General features: G+C 56.0%; 18 protein-coding genes and 1 tRNA gene. 11 read left to right on the top strand and 8 right to left on the bottom strand.

The features are described 5' to 3' along the window. Window positions 1-25 precede the first annotated feature (25 nt). The 6 genes from AB1A64_RS07725 to AB1A64_RS07700 all read left to right on the top strand — a co-directional run bounded on the left by AB1A64_RS07725 (window position 26) and on the right by AB1A64_RS07700 (window position 7,007). Window positions 26-1,759 (top strand): ATP-binding protein, encoded by a 1,734-nt coding sequence (locus AB1A64_RS07725; RefSeq protein WP_366550874.1) that lies wholly within the window; start codon window positions 26-28, stop codon window positions 1,757-1,759. Further along, the gene (locus AB1A64_RS07720; protein WP_366550873.1) at window positions 1,756-2,985 is read left to right on the top strand and encodes a sigma-54 dependent transcriptional regulator; all 1,230 of its coding nucleotides are present in this window, start codon (window positions 1,756-1,758) and stop codon (window positions 2,983-2,985) included. The genes AB1A64_RS07725 and AB1A64_RS07720 overlap by 4 nt, the downstream gene beginning before the upstream one ends. A gap of 372 nt (window positions 2,986-3,357) precedes the next feature. Beyond that, on the top strand, window positions 3,358-4,359 hold the full coding sequence (locus AB1A64_RS07715) for a DctP family TRAP transporter solute-binding subunit (RefSeq protein WP_366550872.1): 1,002 nt from the start codon (window positions 3,358-3,360) through the stop codon (window positions 4,357-4,359). A gap of 120 nt (window positions 4,360-4,479) precedes the next feature. Then, window positions 4,480-5,157, top strand: coding sequence for a TRAP transporter small permease (locus AB1A64_RS07710; RefSeq protein WP_366550871.1), 678 nt, complete (start codon window positions 4,480-4,482; stop codon window positions 5,155-5,157). Then, a complete protein-coding gene (locus AB1A64_RS07705; protein WP_366550870.1) occupies window positions 5,157-6,533 on the top strand; it encodes a TRAP transporter large permease in 1,377 nt (458 codons plus the stop codon). Before AB1A64_RS07710 ends, AB1A64_RS07705 begins: the two co-directional genes overlap by 1 nt. Window positions 6,534-6,695: 162 nt before the next feature. Next, complete coding sequence (locus AB1A64_RS07700; protein WP_366550869.1) at window positions 6,696-7,007, top strand: multidrug efflux SMR transporter; 312 nt, start codon at window positions 6,696-6,698, stop codon at window positions 7,005-7,007. A gap of 8 nt (window positions 7,008-7,015) precedes the next feature. On the opposite strand, the gene tpiA is transcribed toward AB1A64_RS07700, so the two are convergent. Further along, entirely contained in the window at window positions 7,016-7,765 is a 750-nt protein-coding gene (gene tpiA / locus AB1A64_RS07695) for a triose-phosphate isomerase (protein WP_366550868.1), read from the bottom strand. A 140-nt stretch (window positions 7,766-7,905) separates the two neighbouring features. Beyond that, window positions 7,906-8,271 (bottom strand): iron-sulfur cluster assembly accessory protein, encoded by a 366-nt coding sequence (locus AB1A64_RS07690; RefSeq protein ID WP_366550867.1) that lies wholly within the window; start codon window positions 8,269-8,271, stop codon window positions 7,906-7,908. A 179-nt stretch (window positions 8,272-8,450) separates the two neighbouring features. Between AB1A64_RS07690 and AB1A64_RS07685 the strand changes: the two genes are divergently transcribed. Continuing rightward, window positions 8,451-8,786 (top strand): hypothetical protein, encoded by a 336-nt coding sequence (locus tag AB1A64_RS07685; protein WP_366550866.1) that lies wholly within the window; start codon window positions 8,451-8,453, stop codon window positions 8,784-8,786. A gap of 220 nt (window positions 8,787-9,006) precedes the next feature. Here AB1A64_RS07685 and AB1A64_RS07680 read toward each other — a convergent pair whose 3' ends face one another. The 3 genes from AB1A64_RS07680 to AB1A64_RS07670 form a co-directional block, all read right to left on the bottom strand. After that, window positions 9,007-9,369, bottom strand: a complete 363-nt coding sequence (locus AB1A64_RS07680; protein ID WP_170348564.1) for an SUF system Fe-S cluster assembly protein — start codon at window positions 9,367-9,369, stop codon at window positions 9,007-9,009. Between the two features lie 96 nt (window positions 9,370-9,465). After that, window positions 9,466-9,744 carry a hypothetical protein gene (locus AB1A64_RS07675; RefSeq protein ID WP_366550865.1) on the bottom strand — a complete coding sequence of 93 codons (279 nt, stop codon included), beginning with the start codon at window positions 9,742-9,744 and terminating at the stop codon, window positions 9,466-9,468. Beyond that, the gene (locus AB1A64_RS07670) at window positions 9,744-10,634 is read right to left on the bottom strand and encodes an SPFH domain-containing protein (RefSeq protein ID WP_366550864.1); all 891 of its coding nucleotides are present in this window, start codon (window positions 10,632-10,634) and stop codon (window positions 9,744-9,746) included. The genes AB1A64_RS07675 and AB1A64_RS07670 overlap by 1 nt, the downstream gene beginning before the upstream one ends. 87 nt (window positions 10,635-10,721) lie before the next feature. Here AB1A64_RS07670 and AB1A64_RS07665 point away from each other — a divergent pair, with 87 nt between their 5' ends. The 4 genes from AB1A64_RS07665 (at window position 10,722) to lon (ending at window position 16,048) form a co-directional block, all read left to right on the top strand. Further along, window positions 10,722-11,720, top strand: a complete 999-nt coding sequence (locus AB1A64_RS07665; protein WP_366550863.1) for a nucleoside hydrolase — start codon at window positions 10,722-10,724, stop codon at window positions 11,718-11,720. A gap of 64 nt (window positions 11,721-11,784) precedes the next feature. Beyond that, window positions 11,785-12,915, top strand: coding sequence for a tRNA guanosine(34) transglycosylase Tgt (gene tgt / locus AB1A64_RS07660; protein WP_366550862.1), 1,131 nt, complete (start codon window positions 11,785-11,787; stop codon window positions 12,913-12,915). A gap of 88 nt (window positions 12,916-13,003) precedes the next feature. Beyond that, entirely contained in the window at window positions 13,004-13,417 is a 414-nt protein-coding gene (locus AB1A64_RS07655; protein ID WP_366550861.1) for a DUF6636 domain-containing protein, read from the top strand. 222 nt (window positions 13,418-13,639) lie between these two features. After that, window positions 13,640-16,048, top strand: coding sequence for an endopeptidase La (lon, locus tag AB1A64_RS07650; RefSeq protein WP_366550860.1), 2,409 nt, complete (start codon window positions 13,640-13,642; stop codon window positions 16,046-16,048). A gap of 31 nt (window positions 16,049-16,079) precedes the next feature. Here the strand turns inward: lon and AB1A64_RS07645 are convergent, their stop codons facing one another. From AB1A64_RS07645 to AB1A64_RS07635, 3 genes are all read right to left on the bottom strand, one after another. Continuing rightward, complete coding sequence (locus tag AB1A64_RS07645; RefSeq protein WP_366550859.1) at window positions 16,080-17,666, bottom strand: APC family permease; 1,587 nt, start codon at window positions 17,664-17,666, stop codon at window positions 16,080-16,082. A gap of 128 nt (window positions 17,667-17,794) precedes the next feature. Next, window positions 17,795-17,869: transfer RNA gene (locus tag AB1A64_RS07640), tRNA-Val, on the bottom strand. 124 nt (window positions 17,870-17,993) lie between these two features. Next, window positions 17,994-19,583: a M10 family metallopeptidase C-terminal domain-containing protein gene (locus AB1A64_RS07635; protein WP_366550858.1), complete on the bottom strand. Its 1,590-nt coding sequence runs from the start codon at window positions 19,581-19,583 to the stop codon at window positions 17,994-17,996. Window positions 19,584-20,068 lie beyond the last annotated feature (485 nt).

Genomic DNA, 20,068 nt, shown 5'->3' with positions numbered 1-20,068 from the left:
CCCGCTGAATGCAAGACCCTAAGTCATGCAAAGGGTTTGGTTGATCTTGGGTTTTCTGTGTGCTGTCGGGCTGTTGTCCGCCGGGGTGTGGTCTTATGGGTATCGGCAGGCGCTGTCGCAGCTTAGCGAAAAAGCCGAAGCGGATCTGGAATTGGCTGCAGATCGGCTCAGTACGCAGTTGCAGGTGTATCAGGAGCTGGCCGTTCTGATGTCAGGGCACCCCGAGTTGCGCAACCTGAACGACCCTGTGGATTTGGCGGTCGCCCAAGCCCTGCTGTTGGAGGTTGCTGACAAAACTGCGGCTGTCGATGTCCTTTATGCTGACGCTTCGGGGCGCGTTTTGGCGGCAGCGCATGACGTTGTAGGCGGCAATGTTTCAGGTCAACCTGCGTTCGAGCGCGCGATGCAGGGTGCATTGGGCAGTTCCCACGGTGTCCTGCCCAAGATGGGAAGCCGGATTTTCACCTATGCTGCGCCGGACTTTGCACCCAATGGTACAGTCACAGGCGCTTTGATCGTCATCGCCGATGTCGAGGGCATCGAGCAGACCTGGCGCGGTAGCACCGAAGCCGTGTATTTTGTTGATCGCACCGGCTTGGTGTTCATTTCCAACCGATCCGAACTGCTATTTTGGCAACGCGCTGAGGGGCAGTTGGGATTGATCCCTCCGAGTGGTGAAAGGGTTGTTTTTTCCGAAACCCGCCTTGGTTCGTACAAGTTGTGGCAGCTGGGGTGGGGGCCATACCTACCACAGCGTGCCTTACACCTCAGTCGGGATTTGCCGGTGATCGGTATGACGGGCGAAGTTGTTATGGATGTGGCCCCCGCACGGCGTCTGGCCGGTTTGCAGGCGGCTACCGTTGCGGCGATCTGCCTAGCCTTTGGCGCCCTGCTGTTTCTGGCGACCGAGCGCAGGCGTACCCTGGCCGAGGCCAATTCGGAACTTGAGATTCGCGTCGCCGAGCGCACCCATGCTCTGACGGCGGTCAACACTGCATTGCGCCGTGAGGTGCATGAGCGGCAAGAGGCTGAGGCTGCGCTAAAACACGCGCAGGAGGAACTTATTCAGGCCGGCAAACTAAGCGCCCTGGGTCAGATGTCGGCCGGCATCAGTCATGAATTGAATCAGCCTCTGATGGCGATCCGGCAATTTGCTGACAATGGGGCTGCGTTCCTGTCGCGAGGCCGTGCAGAAAAGGCTGGCGAAAACCTGACACGCATTTCCGATATGGCGGCCCGGATGGCGCGGATCATCAAGAACCTGCGCGCTTTTGCCCGCAATGAAAGTGAGCCAATGGGCAAGGTCGATCTGGGGCAGGTGGTCGACACGGCTGTAGAGCTGACCGAAGCGCGCCTGCGTGCCGAAAGCGTGACGATGGAATGGCATCCTCCAAAGGCACCGGTATATGCGTGGGGTGGAGAGGTGCGGCTGGTTCAGGTCTTTGTAAACCTGATCAACAACGCCGCAGACGCGATGAGCCAGCAGGATGATCGACTTATTCGAATTGCAATCAATGACGGAAAGAAGCTGGCTGTTACTGTGCGAGATATCGGGCCGGGCATTGAGAACACTGAAAAACTGTTCGAGCCGTTCTATACCACAAAGGCTGTTGGTTCATCCGAAGGGATGGGTCTTGGCCTGTCGATCTCGTATGGTTTGGTCCAGAGTTTTGGCGGCAACATCCGAGGGTCCAACGCCCGGACAGGTGCGATGTTTACGGTCGAGCTTGAATACTACCGGGAAGATAAAGTGGCATGACGCGTAAGGTTCTATTGGTCGATGATGACGCCGCCGTGCGCGAGGCATTGGCGCAGACGCTGGAATTAGCAGAATACCATCCGGTCACGGCGGGATCGTTTGTGGCGGCCAAGGACCACATTCGTGATGATTTTCCGGGTGTGATCGTGTCGGATATCCGCATGCCAGGGCGGGACGGATTTCACCTTTTGAACTACGCGAATGAGGTTGACCCGGAACTGCCGGTTGTTCTGTTGACAGGCGAAGGGGATATTCCCATGGCAGTGCGGGCCATGGGACAGGGTGCATTCGATTTTCTGGAAAAACCCTGTGCGGCTGCCGACCTGCTTGAGGTATTGAATAAGGCTTTTGCTGCTCGCGCTCAGGTTCTGGAACGGCGAGCCTTGAAGAACGAACTGATGCGCGGAGATCCAGCTGCGCGGTTGCTGTTTGGTCTATCCGCACAGGCCGAAGCGTTGAGAGAGCGTGTTCGGACCGTCGCCCCCACCGGGGCCGAGGTGCTGGTTACCGGGCCTGCAGGCAGCGGGATTTCGAAAGTGGCTGAGGTCGTTCATCTGATGTCGCCGCAGGTTCAGGGCTCGTTCGTGAAACAGCCGTCGTCGGGTCTGACGCCTGAGGCGCTGGTTCAGGTCTGCGAAGATGCCGCTGGCGGGTCCCTGTTTCTGGATGAGATTTCAGCGATGCCAGAGGCCACTCAGTATGCTGCGCTGGAATTGGTCGAACAGGGCGTGGGCGCGCGTATTTTGGCGGGCACAACGGCGGATTTGGCCTCTTTATCGGCTGAGGGGCGGTTTCATGCGGACTTGTTCTATCGCTTGGATGTGATGCGCGTGCGCATTCCGTCTTTGGCTGAACGACCCGAGGATATTCCGGTGATCTTTCGCCACTATGTGGCACAGGCAGCTGAACAATCGGGTATCGCGGAACCCGAGATAACCTCGGATCATCTCGCCACACTCATGGTCAGAGAATGGCCGGGAAACGCGCGCTCCTTGATGTCGGCCGCTATGCGGTTTGTATTGGGGATGCCCGAAGAAGTTTCACAATCCGTCGACTTGGGGCTGAGTGAACAGATGGCGCGGGTTGAGAGATCTTTGCTGATTGCAGCGCTGGGGCGGCACAATGGCAAGGCATCGGACGCGGCAAAGGCGCTGAAGCTGCCGCGCAAAACGTTCTATGACAAATTGGCCAGGTATCAGATTCGCCCAGAGGATTACCGGAGGTAGTCGCAAGTTCTCCCGTCCCCTTTGACCGCGTTATCATGCGGTTAAAGGCGTTGGGCCGGGCAGCCCGCTGGCGCAGGCTACGGTTGGATCAAGCTAAGAGAGACCTGATTCTTTCGAAGTGATTCGACAGAAGTGCGAGAATCCGCACAACGTGCGTCAGACGTGTGCGGATTTTCACACAATGGGACATGTTGCGTTATAGATGAATCGAAAGATCACCATTTAACAGGCTAATTTAAAAAGGAAAAATTACGGATGTGGCGCGTTGTAACAAATCGTTGAGCCGTATCCGCTGATTCAGTTCACTTCCCGGCATGCGGCGCTAACCAAGCGCCAATTGGAGTATCTAGGAAGTCCGGGAGGAAAAGGCTGATGAAATTTCTGACAACCGCTGCAACGGCGATTGCACTGTCTGCAATTGCGACGACTGGCATGGCGGCGTGCGACGATGGTGAAATCGTTGTGAAGTTTGCGCATGTGACGAACACTGATAAACACCCCAAGGGCATCGCGGCATCGCTGCTGGAACAGCGTGTAAACGACGAGATGAACGGCGTGATGTGTGTTGAGGTCTATCCGAACTCGACACTTTATAACGACGACAAGGTGCTTGAGGCGATGTTGCAGGGCGATGTGCAACTGGCCGCACCGTCGCTGTCTAAGTTCGAAAAGTTCACCAAGCAATTCCGCCTGTTTGACCTGCCGTTCATGTTCAAGAACATCGACGCTGTGGATGCATTCCAGGCCTCGGCGGAAGGCCAGGCTATGAAAGACAGCATGCAGCGCCGTGGCCTGCAAGGTCTGGCGTTCTGGCACAATGGCATGAAGCAGATGTCGGCCAACAAGCCGCTGGTTGATCCGTCAGATGCGGATGGCCTGAAGTTCCGCGTGCAGTCCTCGGACGTGCTGGTTGCACAGATGGAGGCCATCGGTGGCAGCCCGCAGAAAATGGCGTTCTCGGAAGTGTACGGCGCGCTGCAGCAGGGCGTTGTGGACGGGCAGGAGAACACCTGGTCGAACATCTATGGCAAGAAGTTCTTTGAGGTGCAGGACGGCATCACCGAGACCAACCACGGCATCATCGACTATCTTGTCGTGACCTCGGTGGATTGGCTGGACAGCCTTGATCCAGAAGTACGCGATCAATTCCTGACCATTCTGGGTGAGGTTACCGAGGCCCGGAACAAAGAAGCCTTTTCTGTCAACGAAGCCGCCAAGGCCTCGATCACGGATGCGGGCGGTATCATTCGTGATCTGAATCCCGAACAGCGTCAGGCCTGGGTCGATGCGATGAAACCGGTTTGGGACAAGTTCGCCGACGATGTGGGTCAGGACAAGATCGACGCTGCTCAGGCTATCAACGCCGGGTTCTGATCCCGGTCCATGCCGTGCGTCAGAGGGCTGGGGAGTTGCTGACGCGCAGGCCGGGCGGGCCGATAAAATAGGCCCGCCCGCTATCACTCTCATCACAAAAAATTTGCGGGGACTAAAGAGATGTCTGGTGCGAAACCCGGCCAAGGCGGGCTGGTCGACCATATCGAAGAAACCCTGATTGCGTTGTTGCTGGGCCTGATGACGGCCGTGACCTTTGCCAATGTGATCGCGCGGTTCGTGTTCAATTCCAACATACTGTGGGCGCTGGAGCTGACGGTGTTCACCTTTGGCTGGCTGGTGCTGCTGGGGGCGTCATATGCGGTGAAAAAGCACGCGCATCTGGGTGTGGATGCCATCCTGAATATGCTGGCCCCGGCGCCGCGTCGCGTTCTGGCGTTAATTGCAGTGGGCTGCTGTCTGGTGTTTTCGCTGCTGATGCTCAAAGGCGCGTACGACTATTGGGCCGTGTTTGCAGATTTGCCGCCCACATCGGGCCGTTGGTTCCCAACGGGTTTCAATTTCGACGCCCGCAGTCAGAGTTTCTATGAGGTGGACGATATCCCCATGGTCGCGCCGCTGCGATTCCTGGAAGCGATGATCAACTACGACGAGGCCTACGAGAAGCTGCCTAAAGTCGTACCGTATTTCATCCTGCCGTTGTCGATGCTGCTGCTGGTGGTCCGCTTTACGCAGGCCGCCGTTCAGATTTGGCGGGGCGAGGCCGACCGCATTGTCGCCAGCCATGAGGTTGAAGACGAGATCGAAGAAGTGCGCGCTCAGCAAGGAGAGCATGACTGATGGACGTTGTATTTCTTTTCTCGATGGTCATTGGCCTGCTGTTGATCGGGGTTCCGATTGCGGTAGCTCTGGGCCTCAGCTCAACCCTGTTCCTGCTGATGTATTCCGACAGTTCGCTGGCGTCAGTCGCCGGTACGTTGTTCGAGGCGTTTGAGGGGCACTTTACCCTGCTGGCGATCCCGTTCTTTATCCTCGCGTCATCGTTCATGACGACAGGCGGAGTAGCGCGGCGGATCATCCGGTTTTCGATTGCCTGTGTGGGCCATTTGCCGGGTGGTCTTGCAATTGCGGGCGTGTTTGCCTGTATGTTGTTCGCGGCGCTGTCCGGGTCGTCGCCGGCGACCGTCGTGGCCATCGGTTCGATTGTAATCGCAGGGATGCGCCAAGTGGGTTATTCCAAGGAATTTGCCGCCGGAGTGATCTGTAACGCGGGTACACTGGGCATTCTGATCCCACCGTCGATTGTGATGGTTGTGTATGCCGCTGCCGTTGAAGTCTCGGTCGGGCGCATGTTCCTTGCCGGTGTCATTCCGGGCCTGATGGCCGGTCTGATGCTGATGATCACCATCTATGTCATGGCAAAGGTCAAGAACCTGCCGAAAGGTGAATGGAAAGGGTGGGGCGAGGTCTTTACCTCGGCGCGCGAAGCCGGTTGGGGCCTGTTCCTGATCGTCATCATCCTTGGCGGAATCTATGGCGGTATCTTTACCCCAACCGAAGCTGCGGCTGTGGCAGCCGTCTATGCGTTCCTGATTGCTAGCTTTGTCTACAAGGATATGGGGCCACTTAGCACAGAAGAGGGTCAGGCGAACCTGCCGCTGATCAAGAAACCCTATGCGCTGATCACGGCTGTCTTCCATCCGGACACCAAACATACGTTGTTCGAGGCCGGTAAACTGACCGTCACGCTGCTGTTCGTCATTGCCAACGCCCTGATCCTGAAGCACGTTTTGACGGACGAACAGGTGCCACAGCATATCGCCAGCGCCATGCTGTCGGCGGGTCTGGGGCCGGTAACCTTCTTGATCGTGGTTAACGTGATCCTGCTGATCGGTGGTCAGTTCATGGAGCCCTCGGGCCTGCTGGTCATCGTGGCGCCTCTGGTCTTTCCGATTGCGATTGAGCTGGGCATCGACCCGATCCATCTGGGCATCATCATGGTGGTGAACATGGAGATCGGGATGATCACGCCCCCAGTCGGGTTGAACCTGTTCGTGACCTCGGGTGTAGCGGGAATGCCAATGATGGGTGTGGTGAAGGCGGCGCTGCCGTTCCTGGCTGTACTGTTCGTCTTCCTGATCATGGTGACGTATATCCCGTGGATATCGACCTTCCTGCCCAATACCTTCATGGGGCCGGAAATCATAACGAACTAGCGAAGATAACCCTTCGTTCAGGCCGGGCAGCGCGATCTGCCCGGCCTTTTTCTTTGCCAGCCACTTGAAGTTGTGGCCAGCCTTCCCACATCGGTGGCAGAGGACGACCTCCCCATTGCGGGTGATCATTCGGGACGACCCGAAGAGTTTCGAGGTGTCTTTATGTCCTGGATATATCTGTTATTTGCTGGCCTGCTTGAAATCGTTTGGGCCGTCGCCATGAAGCAATCTGCAGGCTTCACGCGGCTTTGGCCGACCGTGATCATGGGGGTGTCCATGATCGGCTCGTTCGGTTTACTGGCCATGGCGATGCGTACGTTGCCCTTGGGCACGGCCTATGTCATTTGGACAGGCATCGGCGCGGTCGGCGCGTTTCTGGTGGGCATCATGCTGTTGGGCGAGACGGTAAATGCCGCGCGTATCATCGCGGCGGCTTTGATCGTGACGGGTCTGGTGACAATGAAACTGGCCTGAGCAGTAACTCAGGCCTTTTGCAGCGCGTTAATAATACCGGAGAAGTCCTGTGCTTTCAGGCTGGCCCCGCCGACAAGTGCGCCGTCCACATTCGACACGGCAAATATGTCGGCAGCATTAGACGGTTTGACCGATCCACCATAAAGCAGGCGTACAGACCGGCCGACGCCTTCGCCGAAGCGCCGCTCCAGACGGTTGCGGATGAAGTCGTGGACCTCTCCGATTTCATCCAGCGTCGGCACCTTTCCAGTACCAATGGCCCAGATCGGTTCATAGGCAACGATCAGGTTCTCACCGGTCGACTGATCCGGGATCGAACCCGACAGTTGGCCGCCGATGATATCAAGCGTATTGGCGGCCTCACGCTGTTCCAGACTTTCGCCGACGCAAATGATCGCCTTCAACCCGGCGTCCATGGCTGCGCGCGCCTTGGCGCGGACGGCTTCATTCTGTTCACCGTGATCTTCGCGACGTTCGGAATGGCCCAGAATGACGGCATTGGCTCCGGCATCGACCAGCATATCCGCGCTGACATCACCCGTATGCGCGCCCGAGGGCGCAGCGTGACAGTCCTGTCCTCCAACGGCGACACCGGCCCCGCGTACAGTTTCAGCCGCTCGGTGCAGCAGTGTAGTAGGCGGGCAGATCAGAATGTCGACCGTCGGCGAAGGAAAGGCGCGGGCCAGAGCATCCAGCTCACTCAGCGCTGCTGTGGTTCCGTTCATCTTCCAATTCCCAGCCGCCAGCTTGCGCCGCATATCCCGATCTCCTTGAAATTCGTAAATTCTGGAACCGGATAGCATCGCCAGCCCGGGCTGACAATTGCGGTTCCAGCGCAGCCATAAAAACGGCAGCGCCTACCGCAATCAAAGGTGGGAAACCTGTGCTTTACGGTGTTTTAAGATTGAGAAGACAGTTTTTCGTCGAACTTGATCGATTCGCCGCAGCCGCACGCGTCAACGACATTTGGATTGCGGAACTTGAATCCGGATTCCAGCAGCGAGACCTCATAGTCGATCTCGGTTCCGAACAGGAACATCTGCGCCATCGGTGCAATCATGATCCGCGCGCCATCCTGTTCTACGACCTCGTCGTTCGTCTCCGGCTGATCGACATAGTCCATCGTGTATTCCATGCCGGCGCAGCCACCTTTTTTGATGCCGATGCGCAGGCCCGCATGGCCGCCAGTATCCATCAGGCGGGCAATCTGCTCTGCCGCCTTAGGCGTAATGGTCACGGCCTGTTTGCCGGGAATGCCGAACATTGTGATCTCCGTTGTCGCGCGTAGCCTTCAATTTAGTACCGACCGGGCAATGGCTCAAGGCATAGCAGCCATTCTTACCTAACAATTCGGAGCTTTAGTGAATGTACTTGCGTTTTGAAACAAGCTGACCTTAGCTGAGCACAGGTATTTTCTGGCAGTTTGATACAGGGTGAAGCAAAATGGGAAAGATAAATTTTACCTGCAAAAGCATTGCGTTGGCGTTGATTGTTGCCATGTCTCCGTTAATTTCAAGCGCGGCCTTGGCTGAGGCAAAGCTAAAAAGGCATCCCGTTAATTGTGCAACTGCCGAAGGCGACTTGCGCGCAATTGCAGCCGAGAAGAAGCATGCGCAGGATCAGCAGGTGGAAAGTGTGGTATCAATTCTGCCCGCTGGGGCGCTTTTGGGTCTAATAACAGGAACTGAAAACAAAAGATTGTCCATGTTGTCAGGCGATTATGTAAAAGCCTTGGATGAACGGGCGGCGGAAATCAAATCCAAATGCGGCGTGCAATAAGTCGCGCTTTAGCCTGAAAAAGACCGCTCTCGGGCAAGAGCGGTCTATTGTTCTGGTCGTTCGGCCGGGCCTTTAAGGGGGGGCAAGCACAGGCCCGGCCAGCGCTTGGCGGGATGCAAGCATGGACACGCGGAAACTATCACCAGTTTTTGGTAACGGTTTTTCAACGCGTTGATGACAGAAATATTAAGCTTTTATGTCAGGTGGTTATTTGCCCGGCTTACATAAAGCCAAGCTCAAGCCGCGCTTCGTCGGACATCATTTCCATGCCCCAGGGCGGTTCCCATGTCAGCTCGACATCAACCTCTTTGATGCCTGCGACGGGCTCTACCGCTTCGACGATCCAACCAGGCATTTCACCGGCAACCGGGCAGCCGGGCGCGGTCAGCGTCATGATGATTTTCACCGCGTTTTCTTGAGTGATGTCGATCGTGTAGATCAGACCAAGGTCGTAGATGTTCACCGGGATTTCAGGGTCAAAGACCGAGCGGCAGGCTTCTACCACGTTGTCATACAAAGGATGCTCAACGCTCGAAGGTGCAATCAGCGGTGTGCCTTCTAGGTGTTCACTCGGATGAGTCATTTGTGCCTCGGGTCTGTTACCTGAGCAATTATATAGGGAAAGCCAACGGCAGCGTCCAGAGGCGCAATGACGCCCCCTGAGGGGCGCCAGACAGGTTCAGTCATTTATGTCATGCCGGAAGGTTTTTACCTGACCGTGGGGCAGGGAATACACACGGCGCAACACAAGCCACGCGATCAGGGACAATGCTGCAAAGATCAGCAAAAGGATTGGCAGTGATGGCGTGATGCCGGGGATGATCAGCAGTAACCCAGTGACGGCGGCCCCAATCGCAAAGCCCAGAAAGATAAAACCAGGAAGGACGATCTCAAGGATACCCAAGGCCAGCGCTCCGGCCAGCCAAAGCCACCAGGTCAGCCAGAAGGGATCGGCCATTATTTTCCTCCTTTCAGCATTTTGAACGCGTCGCCAAAGGCTTCCAGCGCGTTGGCGGGCACAACAATAGTTTGCGAGCCGGTGCCATTGCCCAGAGCATTCAGGGCCTCGACCTGTTTCAGGGCAACCTGATACTGGGCGGCCTCGATGCCGTTGTCCTGAATGGCCTTGGCGACCACGCCGGTTGCATAAGCTTCGGCTTCGGCCTGAATGCGGCGCGCCTTGGCGGTTTGTTCGGCGGCATACAGCTCGGCATCAGCACTCAGCTCGACCGAGCGTTTCTGACCTTCAGCCTCGGTCACCTGCGCACGGCGGGCGCGTTCAGCATTCAACTGTTGCAGCATCGCGTCGCGGGTGGCCTGATCCAGGTTCACGTCCAGAATTTCGGCGCGTGTCACTTCGATACCCCAGTCATCCACGGCGGTTTCGACGCTTTCCTGTATGCGCTCGATCAGTTGAGCGCGGTTCGATTGGACCTCATCCAGATCCATTTTACCAATTTCCGCCCGCACGATACCCGCCACAGTTGTCGCAATAGCACCATCTACGTCACGAATACGATACACCGTCTTTTCCGGTTCGAGAATGCGGTAAAACACCGAAGTGTCGATCTGCACAAGAACATTGTCCTTGGTAATTGCGTCTTGGGTCGCATTTGGCAGCTGGCGTTCCAGAATTGATATCTTGTGACGTGCAACATCCAGAAAAGGAACGATAAAATTTATTCCTGGGCCAAGCACTGAATGCAGTCGGCCAAACCGTTCGACCACGTATTTTTCCGATTGTGGAACGATTTTAATACCCTTGAAAATGACGACAATGATCAACACCGCCGCCAGTACGTAAATGATATTGGACGTCAGCAAGCCAATAATCTGGTCTTCGGTCATATCTGTCCTCTTTTATTGTGTACTATTGTATACATGTGGGGATTGAGTCGCCCGATTTCAACTCTGGTATGGGATGAACGGGCGCAGATGCAAATCTTTGAAGCTGTGGGTGCAGGGTGGAAATTCGGGAATGTGACCGCTTTGCATCCCGTCCTGTTTGCGGTATCGGGCGCTATGAAACTGATCATCGATACAGATCCCGGCATCGACGATGCCATGGCCATCGCTTATGCCGCTGCCGCGCCCGAGATTGACTTGATCGGTCTGACGACGGTTTTCGGCAACACACACATTCACCAATCCAGCCGCAATGCGCGGTTTTTGCTGGATAAACTGGGGTTGGAAGTACCTGTGGCCGAAGGTGCGGCTTATGCGGTGGGCCAAAGCTGCCATGACCCCTCGGATCATGTTCATGGGCCTGAAGGTTTTGGCGATGTGACCGAGATTCCAGAGATTGGAGCTAATCACGCCCAGCCAGCGTCTGAGTTCCTGGTCGATATGGCGCGTAAACATAAGGACGAGTTGGTCGTTTGCGCAGTTGGTCCACTGACGAATATCGCCGCTGCTATACGTTTGGATCCGCAGTTTGCGTTCAATATCAAACGGTTGGTGATCATGGGGGGCGCGGTTTACTGTCCCGGAAACGTCACGCAATTCGCCGAAGCCAACATCTATCACGACGTCCAGGCTGCGGATGAAGTCTTTGCGGTACCACCGCAAACGGTCTTGGTGGGTTTGGATGTGACGTTGAAAACCTTGTACGAAACCGCTGATTTCGAGGCTTTGGCAGAACGATCACCCAATATGGGTGGGTTTCTGCGCGATATCTCTCGGTTCTATTTGAAGTTCTACAAAGAGGTTGGCGGGCTAGAGGGATGTGGGTTGCACGACTCGACGGCTGTGATTGCCTGCACCCATGAACCGATGTTCGATATGGTCGAAACAGGGCTGCGCGTGATGACCGAGGGGGCTGAAATTGGCGCGACTCGTCCCGACCCTTCGCGACCTCCGGTTCGTGTGTGTCGGGATGTAGATGGGGCAGGGGTGGTGCATCTGTTCACGGACCGCGTCGCCTCACTGCCCTGACGGGTTGCATTGGACCGACAGATCGGGCAAATGCTGCCCGGTTCAGAGACCCCGAGGCACCCCCATGACCGAGCGTTTTTCATTTGACCTGAAAGCCACCGATGGCAAGGCCAGAACCGGCGTGATCAACACGCCGAGGGGTGAAGTGCGCACGCCGGCCTTTATGCCCGTGGGCACCGCTGCAACAGTCAAGGCGATGATGCCCGAAAGTGTGCGGGCGACCGGAGCGGATATCCTGCTCGGCAATACATATCACCTGATGCTGCGCCCCACGGCGGAACGTATCGACCGGTTGGGTGGGTTGCACAAATTCATGAACTGGGATCGGCCCATTCTGACCGACTCGGGTGGGTTTCAGGTCATGTCGCTGGCCGGGCTGCGCAAGCTGACCGAAAAGGGCGTGACGTTCAAATCCCATGTCGACGGATCCAAACACGAGCTGACGCCGGAACGGTCGATGGAGATTCAGCGCTTGCTGGGGTCTGACATTGTCATGTGCTTCGACGAATGCCCGGCCTTGCCCGCGGATCGCGACCGCATCGCCGAGTCGATGCGCCTGTCGATGCGTTGGGCAGACCGTTCGCGCGTGGCGTTCGGGGATCGTCCGGGCCATGCGTTGTTCGGTATTATGCAAGGCGGTTTGGAACAGGACTTGCGCGAGGAAAGCGCCGAAGCTCTGAAATCCATCGGTTTCGAAGGCTACGCTGTCGGCGGTCTGGCTGTGGGTGAGGGGCAGGAGGCCATGTTCGACTGTCTCGACTATGCGCCCGATTTCCTGCCCACCGATAAACCGCGTTACCTGATGGGGGTCGGCAAGCCGGACGACATCGTCGGTGCGGTTGCACGTGGTATCGACATGATGGACTGCGTCTTGCCTTCACGTTCTGGGCGCACCGGACAGGTGTTCACCCGTTACGGCGTTGTAAACATCAAAAACGCTCGTCACGCCGACGACCCGCGACCACTGGATGAGGCATGTTCTTGCCCAGCCTGTTCGAACTATTCGCGGGCATACCTTCATCACGTGTTCCGGTCTAACGAGATGATCTCGGGCATGCTGTTGACCTGGCACAACCTGCATTACTTTCAGGAAATCATGCAGGGCATGCGCGACGCCATTGCAGCCGGAACATTCGAGGCATGGCAGGCAGAGTTTCACGCACAGAGGGCGCAAGGCGATATCGAACCGCTGTAGCATTGAACCCTTGATGACAGAACACTGATTTTTTGGTAATCTACCGACTGATTAACCAAGAAATTTTCTGTTTTTCGTTGGGGTTTCGATGCCTCGCCTAATTGGATTGTTATCCGTTCTAGCAGTGATTGCGACTGGGGCTTATGCCGACGTCTGGACTTTTGAAACTCCGTCGGAAAATATCCAATGCTCGGTCGGGCAAGAGCTGAACGCCGCAGATATCTACTGTACCATCATCGAGCGCCGGGGTGATCCAGCCTTGCCGCGCCCGTCTGATTGCCAATCCGATTGGGGGCATGATTTCTTCATGGCAAACACCGGGCCGGTCGAAATGCTGTGCCGACCTCTCAACCTTCATCGCGACGGCTTTGATCGGGCCGAATATGGTGTGACCGGTAAATTTGGCGGATTTGTTTGCCATTCCTCGACAAAGGGTTTGGAGTGCAAAAATGAGGACGGGCACGGATTTTTCCTGTCTTGTGCAGTTCAAAGGGTGTTCTAGCGCACGCATTCTAAGCCTTGTTGGCATGTTTTGTTAAATTCCGTGGATATGTTCGTTGGACGCCTTGCAGTCCGCTAAACCTCGGGCCATTCTGAATCGCGATACATGGCGGTAAGGTTGAAAAAGGGCGATGAGGCCCCACCTTTATCGTCCAAGACAGGAGATGGCCGAGCGTTGCCTGAACAGGGACCGGAGCCATCTTGCCAACGATAAGGATTGAGCATGCAAGAGCCCCTTAATTCCTCATACCCCGTACTTCCGCTGCGCGATATTGTGGTGTTCCCGCATATGATCGTGCCGCTGTTCGTGGGTCGGGAAAAATCCGTCCGCGCACTGGAAGAGGTGATGCAGGACGACAAACAGATTTTGCTGTCCAGCCAGATTGATCCGGGTGATGATGACCCGGCCGAAGACGGAATTTATCGCTCGGGTGTTCTGGCCAACGTTCTGCAATTGCTGAAGCTGCCCGATGGTACCGTAAAGGTGCTGGTCGAAGGGCAAGCACGCGTGCAGATCACCGAGTTCCTTGAAAATGAAGAGTTTTTCGAGGCTCGCGCCGAATACCTGACCGAAATCCCGGGCGATGTCACCACGACCGAAGCGTTGCTGCGCACCGTTGCGGACGAGTTCGAGCGCTACGCAAAAGTGCGCAAAAACATCCCCGAAGAAGCCCTAGCCGCCGTAGGTGAAACCGCCGAACCTGCCAAGTTGGCTGACCTTGTGTCGGGTCATCTGGGTATCGAGGTCGAGCAAAAGCAGGAACTGCTGGAAACCCTTTCGGTCAGCGAGCGGCTTGAGAAGGTCTATGGCCTGATGCAGGGCGAAATGTCGGTTCTACAGGTCGAGAAGAAGATCAAGACGCGCGTCAAATCCCAAATGGAGAAAACGCAGCGCGAGTACTATCTGAATGAGCAGATGAAGGCCATTCAGAAGGAACTTGGCGATGGTGAGGACGGCAGCAACGAAGTCGCCGAACTGGAAGCCAAGATCGCCGAGACCAAGCTGTCGCAAGAGGCCCGTGAAAAGGCCGAGGGCGAGCTGAAAAAGCTGCGCAACATGAGCCCGATGTCGGCTGAAGCCACCGTCGTTCGCAACTATCTGGACTGGATTCTGTCACTGCCGTGGGGCACCAAATCCCGCGTCAAAAAGGATCTGGGCCGGGCGCAGGACATTCTGGATGCCGATCACTATGGCTTGGAAAAGGTCAAGGAACGGATCGTCGAATATCTGGCGGTTCAACAGCGTTCGAAAAAGCTGAAGGGTCCGATCCTGTGCCTTGTCGGTCCTCCGGGTGTTGGTAAGACCAGCTTGGGTAAGTCGGTTGCACGGGCAACGGGGCGCGAATTCATTCGCATCTCGCTGGGTGGCGTGCGCGACGAATCCGAGATCCGCGGCCACCGTCGGACTTATATCGGCTCGATGCCGGGCAAGATCATCCAGGCGCTGAAAAAGGCAAAGACCACGAACCCTCTCATCCTGCTCGACGAGATCGACAAGATGGGGCAGGACTTCCGTGGCGATCCGGCCTCGGCCATGCTTGAAGTGTTGGATCCTGAGCAAAACAGCACGTTCATGGACCATTACCTTGAGGTCGAATATGACCTGTCCAATGTGATGTTCCTGACCACGTCGAACAGCTACAACATGCCAGGGCCTCTGCTGGACCGGATGGAGATCATCCCGCTGGCCGGTTACACCGAAGAGGAAAAGAGCGAGATAGCCAAGCAGCACCTGATCAGCAAACAAGTGAAAAACCATGGTCTGAAAGCCAAGGAGTTTGAGCTGACAGATGAGGCGCTTCAAAAGATGATCCGCACCTATACCCGTGAGGCTGGTGTGCGGAACCTTGAGCGTGAGATCGCCAAGGTGGCGCGGAAATCGCTGACCAAGATCATCAAGAATGAGGCGGAAGAAGTCATTGTTACGCCTGACAATCTGGATGAATTCCTGGGGGTGCCAAAATTCCGTTACGGTCTGGCCGAACAGGATGATCAGGTCGGTGTGGTCACCGGTCTGGCGTGGACGTCCGTAGGTGGCGACTTGCTGCATATCGAGGCGCTGAAACTGCCGGGTAAGGGTCGGATGAAGACCACCGGTAAGCTGGGCGATGTGATGAAGGAATCCATCGACGCGGCCTCGTCCTATGTGCGGTCTATCTCGCCCCAGATCGGGGTGAAGCCACCGAAATTCGATACGCTGGATATTCACGTCCACGTGCCGGATGGTGCCACGCCCAAGGATGGCCCAAGCGCCGGTCTGGCGATGGTGACCTCGATCGTGTCCGTGCTGACCGGTATTCCGGTCCGCAAGGATATCGCGATGACGGGTGAGGTTTCACTTCGTGGTAACGCGATGCCAATCGGTGGTTTGAAGGAAAAACTGCTGGCGGCACTGCGCGGTGGTATCAAGACCGTTCTGATCCCGGAAGAAAACGAAAAGGATCTGGCAGAAATTCCGGACAACGTGAAAGAAGGGTTGGAAATCATCCCGGTCACGCATGTCTCGGAGGTTTTGAAACACGCGCTGATCCGCGAGCCTGAGCCTGTCGAATGGGATGAAGCCGCAGAAGAGGCCGCAGCAGCAGCCGCCAAGGCGGCCGAAGGTGCCAGCCCATCGGCAACAGCGCATTAAGCTGATCAAAGGCGGGGGAGACCCCGCCTTTTTACAACCCGATGATAGGTTTTTTCGGGTCCAGTATCTCTTCTTCGTCGATGTATTCCTGGAACTTTTCCTGGGGCAGGGCAGAACGAACTGCCAACCCAAAGATTACCGCAGAGAACAACAAGCAAAGCATGATATCCCACCCAAACGGGATTTGCTTCAGCGCACCATCTCCGAATTGCCCGAGATATGAGATCAGGCCGACGCCCACCAGATAAGGGAGCAGCCACAACGCTTCGGTCACGTCCATTTCATCCAGCCGGTTGCGGAACCGTACCAGCAGCAGGGCCATCCCGATGGCAAGGGCGATACCCAGACGCCAGACCGTGTCCCAACCGCTCCAATAAACAACAAGGGTGGCGATGGCGAAGGCCGAGACCGCAACCAGTTTCACGGCGGGGATGCGGATGGATCTGGGGCGATCCGGCATCAGATGGCGCAGGCACACGACGGCGATAGGGCCGACTGCAAAAGACAGCACGATGGCGGCGCCGTTCAAGGCGATGACAGTGGTAAAGGGAACCGTCAGCAGGAACAGGGTACCGATCAGGAAATTCAGTGCCAGTGCCCAAAGGGGCACTCCGAACGACGACAGCATCATTAGGCGCGAAGGCAAAAACCCGTTTTTTGCCAGAGCCATAGCGATCCGCGCATTCGATCCGGTCGAGACTAGGCCATTGCCGAACGGCCCGATAACCGATCCGATGTTCAGTACGCTCAAGAACCAGACAAACCCGACCGATATGATGACGCCATCCAACGGGCCCTGACCGCCGAAACTCAGGCTGGCCCAACCGTTGCTCAGCATTTTCGAGTCGAGCGCGCCGATAAAGGCGATTTGCAAGCCCACATAGATCAACGCGCAAAGCACGATGGACAGAATCAGCGCGGCAGGGATGGCGAATTTGGGATTTCGAACCTCACCGGCCATATCAACCACATGACGAAATCCAATGAAGGAAAAGATAACGCCACCGGTCGACACTGCGGCCATGATGCCTTGCAGTTCATAGGGTGCGAATCCATCCGGTTGAGTGAAGTTCTGAGTGTCGAACCGATTGGCGATGAGCAAGCCGGCTAATACAATTGGAATCGCGATCTTGGCCCAAGTCAGCGTCGCGTTCACTTGGGTGAAGAACTTGACGCCCAACGCATTGACCGCAACGAACAGCAGCATGAAAAACAGGGCGACGGTGATGCCCGCACCCGTCAAGTCACCTGTGTCTGCTGTGTGGAGCCACGGGGCATAGGGGGCCAGGTACTTCAGCATCGCCTCGACCTCGATCGGGGCGGTGGTATTGTACCCAATCCAGGCGGTCCAACCCATCGCCATCGAGACGATATTGCCGTGAGAAAACTGCGGCACCCGCGCGATGCCACCCGGAATCGGCAGCATGGCCGATATTTCGGCGAAGGTGATTGCCAGAATGAACATGGCCGCGGCACCAATGATCCATGAAATGATAGCAGCAGGCCCTGCATGTTGCACCGCCAGAAGCGGCCCGAACAACCATCCGGACCCAATGATGCCACCAACCGAAATGAAGGTCAGACCAACGAGGCCGATATCGCGCTTCAATCCGGCCACGTTATTACTCCATCCCAAAGCGCCGCAAAATCCCGCGGCTATTCAAAACAGGATACGCAGCCCAGGAGAAATCTGGCAAGCCTCCGTCAAGACACGGAAATTTGGATGGTGCCTACCAAAGAGGGGAATGGTGGGTGATAAGAGATTTGAACTCCTGACATCTTCGATGTGAACGAAGCGCTCTACCACTGAGCTAATCACCCATAAGCGCGCTTAATACAGAGTGTCCCGCAGGCTTGCAAGGGTACGCGAAGTGCAAAATTTCTATACTACGGGCACAAAAAAACAGGCAGCATAAACCGCTGCCTGTTGTTTTCACTTACAGCCTTACAGGATGAAGTCGTTCGCTGTCAGGTCATGCAGACCGGATAGCTTGATGACCATCTCAGGATCACTGTCATTGTCTGTGTCGACGTAAACTATGGTCTGATCGGATGCCGTACCTGCGTTGTCCTGCTTGATGAAATAGATCTCACCTTCGTCGGACGATCCGATTGGGGTCGTGCCGTTGAAGACGAAAGCATCATCGCCAACCAAAACCGTACTGGCGTCGATTGCACTCAGATCGATCTTGTCTTCGCCTTGCGTGAAATCCGTGATCTTGTCGGCCAGAGATCCTTTGGTACCACTGTCGGTGATGTCATTGAAAACAAACGTATCCGTTCCGATGCCGCCGGTCATCGTATCCACACCGGCACCGCCGACAATCGTGTCGATTCCTTTGCCGCCGAAGATCGCATCATTGCCTAGACCACCGTCAATGATGTCAGAGCCGTTGCCCCCACGCAGTGTATCCCAGCCGTTGCCACCGGAAATCGTATCTTTGCCAATGCCGCCCTGAAGCAGGTCCGCGCCTCTCTGGCCGTCAAGCGTGTCGTTTCCATCGTTGCCGATAAAGGTGTTTGCCTGATCATCACCAGTAAGCTGATCGTCCTGAGCGGTACCCACGGCGTTTTCGACCAAGGTGATCGTATCCATGCCGTATCCGGTATCCTGAGCGGTCGTAACCGACAGATCTAAGGTCGCGGCGGTTGAGCCGTTGAACGAAAGGGTATCAACCCCAACGCCACCTGTGATGGTGTCGTCGCCATCACTGTCTTTGATGATGAAGTTGTCCAAACCGTTGCCGCCGGTCAGGGTGTCGTTGCCTTGACCACCGATCAGGAAATCATTTCCTTGGCCACCTTTGATGGTATCGTTGCCGTTTCCGCCAGCAATCAGGTCATTGCCACCATTGCCGACCATGAGGTTCGCAACATCATTGCCATAAAGGAAGTCACCGGCGTGCCCGCCGGCGGCGTTTTCAATGACAACCCCATTGGCGATCGTGAAGCCACCACTGACCCCTGCCGCGTGCGAGGGGGTTCCGCCTGCATCGTGGCCTTCTAGATCAGCCGCCTTCAGGCTGATCCTTACACTTCTCCACAATCCACTGGCTGAAATCGTATCCGTGCCGCCCGTATCCCAGATCGCTTCCCAATAGGTGCCGGGAGCATTGGAGCCTTTCAAAGAATAGACGTTGTTGCCGGTATTGTTTGACGTGGTTCCATAAATCGCTTGAAGCGCGGCAATGTCCAGTGCCATCGGCGAGGCCACGCCGCCATAGTTGAACGAAGGTAGCGGCACAACCTGCGGGTACCCTGAGTTGTACGACATGATCGTATAGACGGCTTGGTTCTGACCATCGGTTCCGTAGTCATCGAATGGTTGTGTCACACCGTCAAAGACGGTTGATTGCCCACCGTTGTCATGCGGATGTGCCAGCCCGAGGCCATGCATGATCTCATGCACAATGGTTGCAAATCCTTCGCCGCCCTTTGCCAGCGCAGATTGGCTGAACAGAGGAGTATCGTATGCGAACCAGCCAAACAGAGTGTTGATACCAAATCCCTCTAGAATGGGGTCGCTTCCGGGCACTTGGTGTGCACCGAGGCTCCCGTCCAGGGATTGGGTTGTAACAAGCCCCCACGAGATGTTTTCGTAATAGGGCGTCCCTTGGGGTGAGAGGAAATTGACCTCGACAAAATCAATTGGGATGTATTGCTCGATCACGGCCAAGGCTTGGCGGAACGCTTGTTTTTCATGGGGGAAAAAATCTACGAAACCCTGAACCGACGAGTCCCCGAATGAATATGTAATCGTGCCAGCTGGTCCTCCGTTATTCGTGCCGAGGTTCCAAGAGGTCCCCCAAATCAATCCGTCAACATACTCATGACCAGTTGGGCTGGCGCCCGGGTAATTTTGGTTTGCAACTGACATTCCGCTATTTCCATAATTACAACGCAAACCATAGGTCATCACAAATCATGACTTTTGATTGCGTTAAGCTTCCTTCCGATCTCGTAAGCCGAGATTTTGTTATCCGCTCGGATACTTCACTTCGAGACTTGCCAGCGCAAGTT

Source organism: Ruegeria sp. ANG10, assembly GCF_040705255.1.
GTDB lineage: Bacteria > Pseudomonadota > Alphaproteobacteria > Rhodobacterales > Rhodobacteraceae > Ruegeria.
This window is presented reverse-complemented; position numbering and strand designations above follow the sequence as displayed.

Coding starts and splice junctions, on each gene's coding strand:
- AB1A64_RS07725 (WP_366550874.1), top strand. CDS start 26: ATGCAAAGGGTTTGGTTGATCTTGGGTTTTCTGTGTGCTGTCGGGCTG.
- AB1A64_RS07720 (WP_366550873.1), top strand. CDS start 1,756: ATGACGCGTAAGGTTCTATTGGTCGATGATGACGCCGCCGTGCGCGAG.
- AB1A64_RS07715 (WP_366550872.1), top strand. CDS start 3,358: ATGAAATTTCTGACAACCGCTGCAACGGCGATTGCACTGTCTGCAATT.
- AB1A64_RS07710 (WP_366550871.1), top strand. CDS start 4,480: ATGTCTGGTGCGAAACCCGGCCAAGGCGGGCTGGTCGACCATATCGAA.
- AB1A64_RS07705 (WP_366550870.1), top strand. CDS start 5,157: ATGGACGTTGTATTTCTTTTCTCGATGGTCATTGGCCTGCTGTTGATC.
- AB1A64_RS07700 (WP_366550869.1), top strand. CDS start 6,696: ATGTCCTGGATATATCTGTTATTTGCTGGCCTGCTTGAAATCGTTTGG.
- tpiA (WP_366550868.1), bottom strand. CDS start 7,765: ATGCGGCGCAAGCTGGCGGCTGGGAATTGGAAGATGAACGGAACCACA.
- AB1A64_RS07690 (WP_366550867.1), bottom strand. CDS start 8,271: ATGTTCGGCATTCCCGGCAAACAGGCCGTGACCATTACGCCTAAGGCG.
- AB1A64_RS07685 (WP_366550866.1), top strand. CDS start 8,451: ATGGGAAAGATAAATTTTACCTGCAAAAGCATTGCGTTGGCGTTGATT.
- AB1A64_RS07680 (WP_170348564.1), bottom strand. CDS start 9,369: ATGACTCATCCGAGTGAACACCTAGAAGGCACACCGCTGATTGCACCT.
- AB1A64_RS07675 (WP_366550865.1), bottom strand. CDS start 9,744: ATGGCCGATCCCTTCTGGCTGACCTGGTGGCTTTGGCTGGCCGGAGCG.
- AB1A64_RS07670 (WP_366550864.1), bottom strand. CDS start 10,634: ATGACCGAAGACCAGATTATTGGCTTGCTGACGTCCAATATCATTTAC.
- AB1A64_RS07665 (WP_366550863.1), top strand. CDS start 10,722: ATGCAAATCTTTGAAGCTGTGGGTGCAGGGTGGAAATTCGGGAATGTG.
- tgt (WP_366550862.1), top strand. CDS start 11,785: ATGACCGAGCGTTTTTCATTTGACCTGAAAGCCACCGATGGCAAGGCC.
- AB1A64_RS07655 (WP_366550861.1), top strand. CDS start 13,004: ATGCCTCGCCTAATTGGATTGTTATCCGTTCTAGCAGTGATTGCGACT.
- lon (WP_366550860.1), top strand. CDS start 13,640: ATGCAAGAGCCCCTTAATTCCTCATACCCCGTACTTCCGCTGCGCGAT.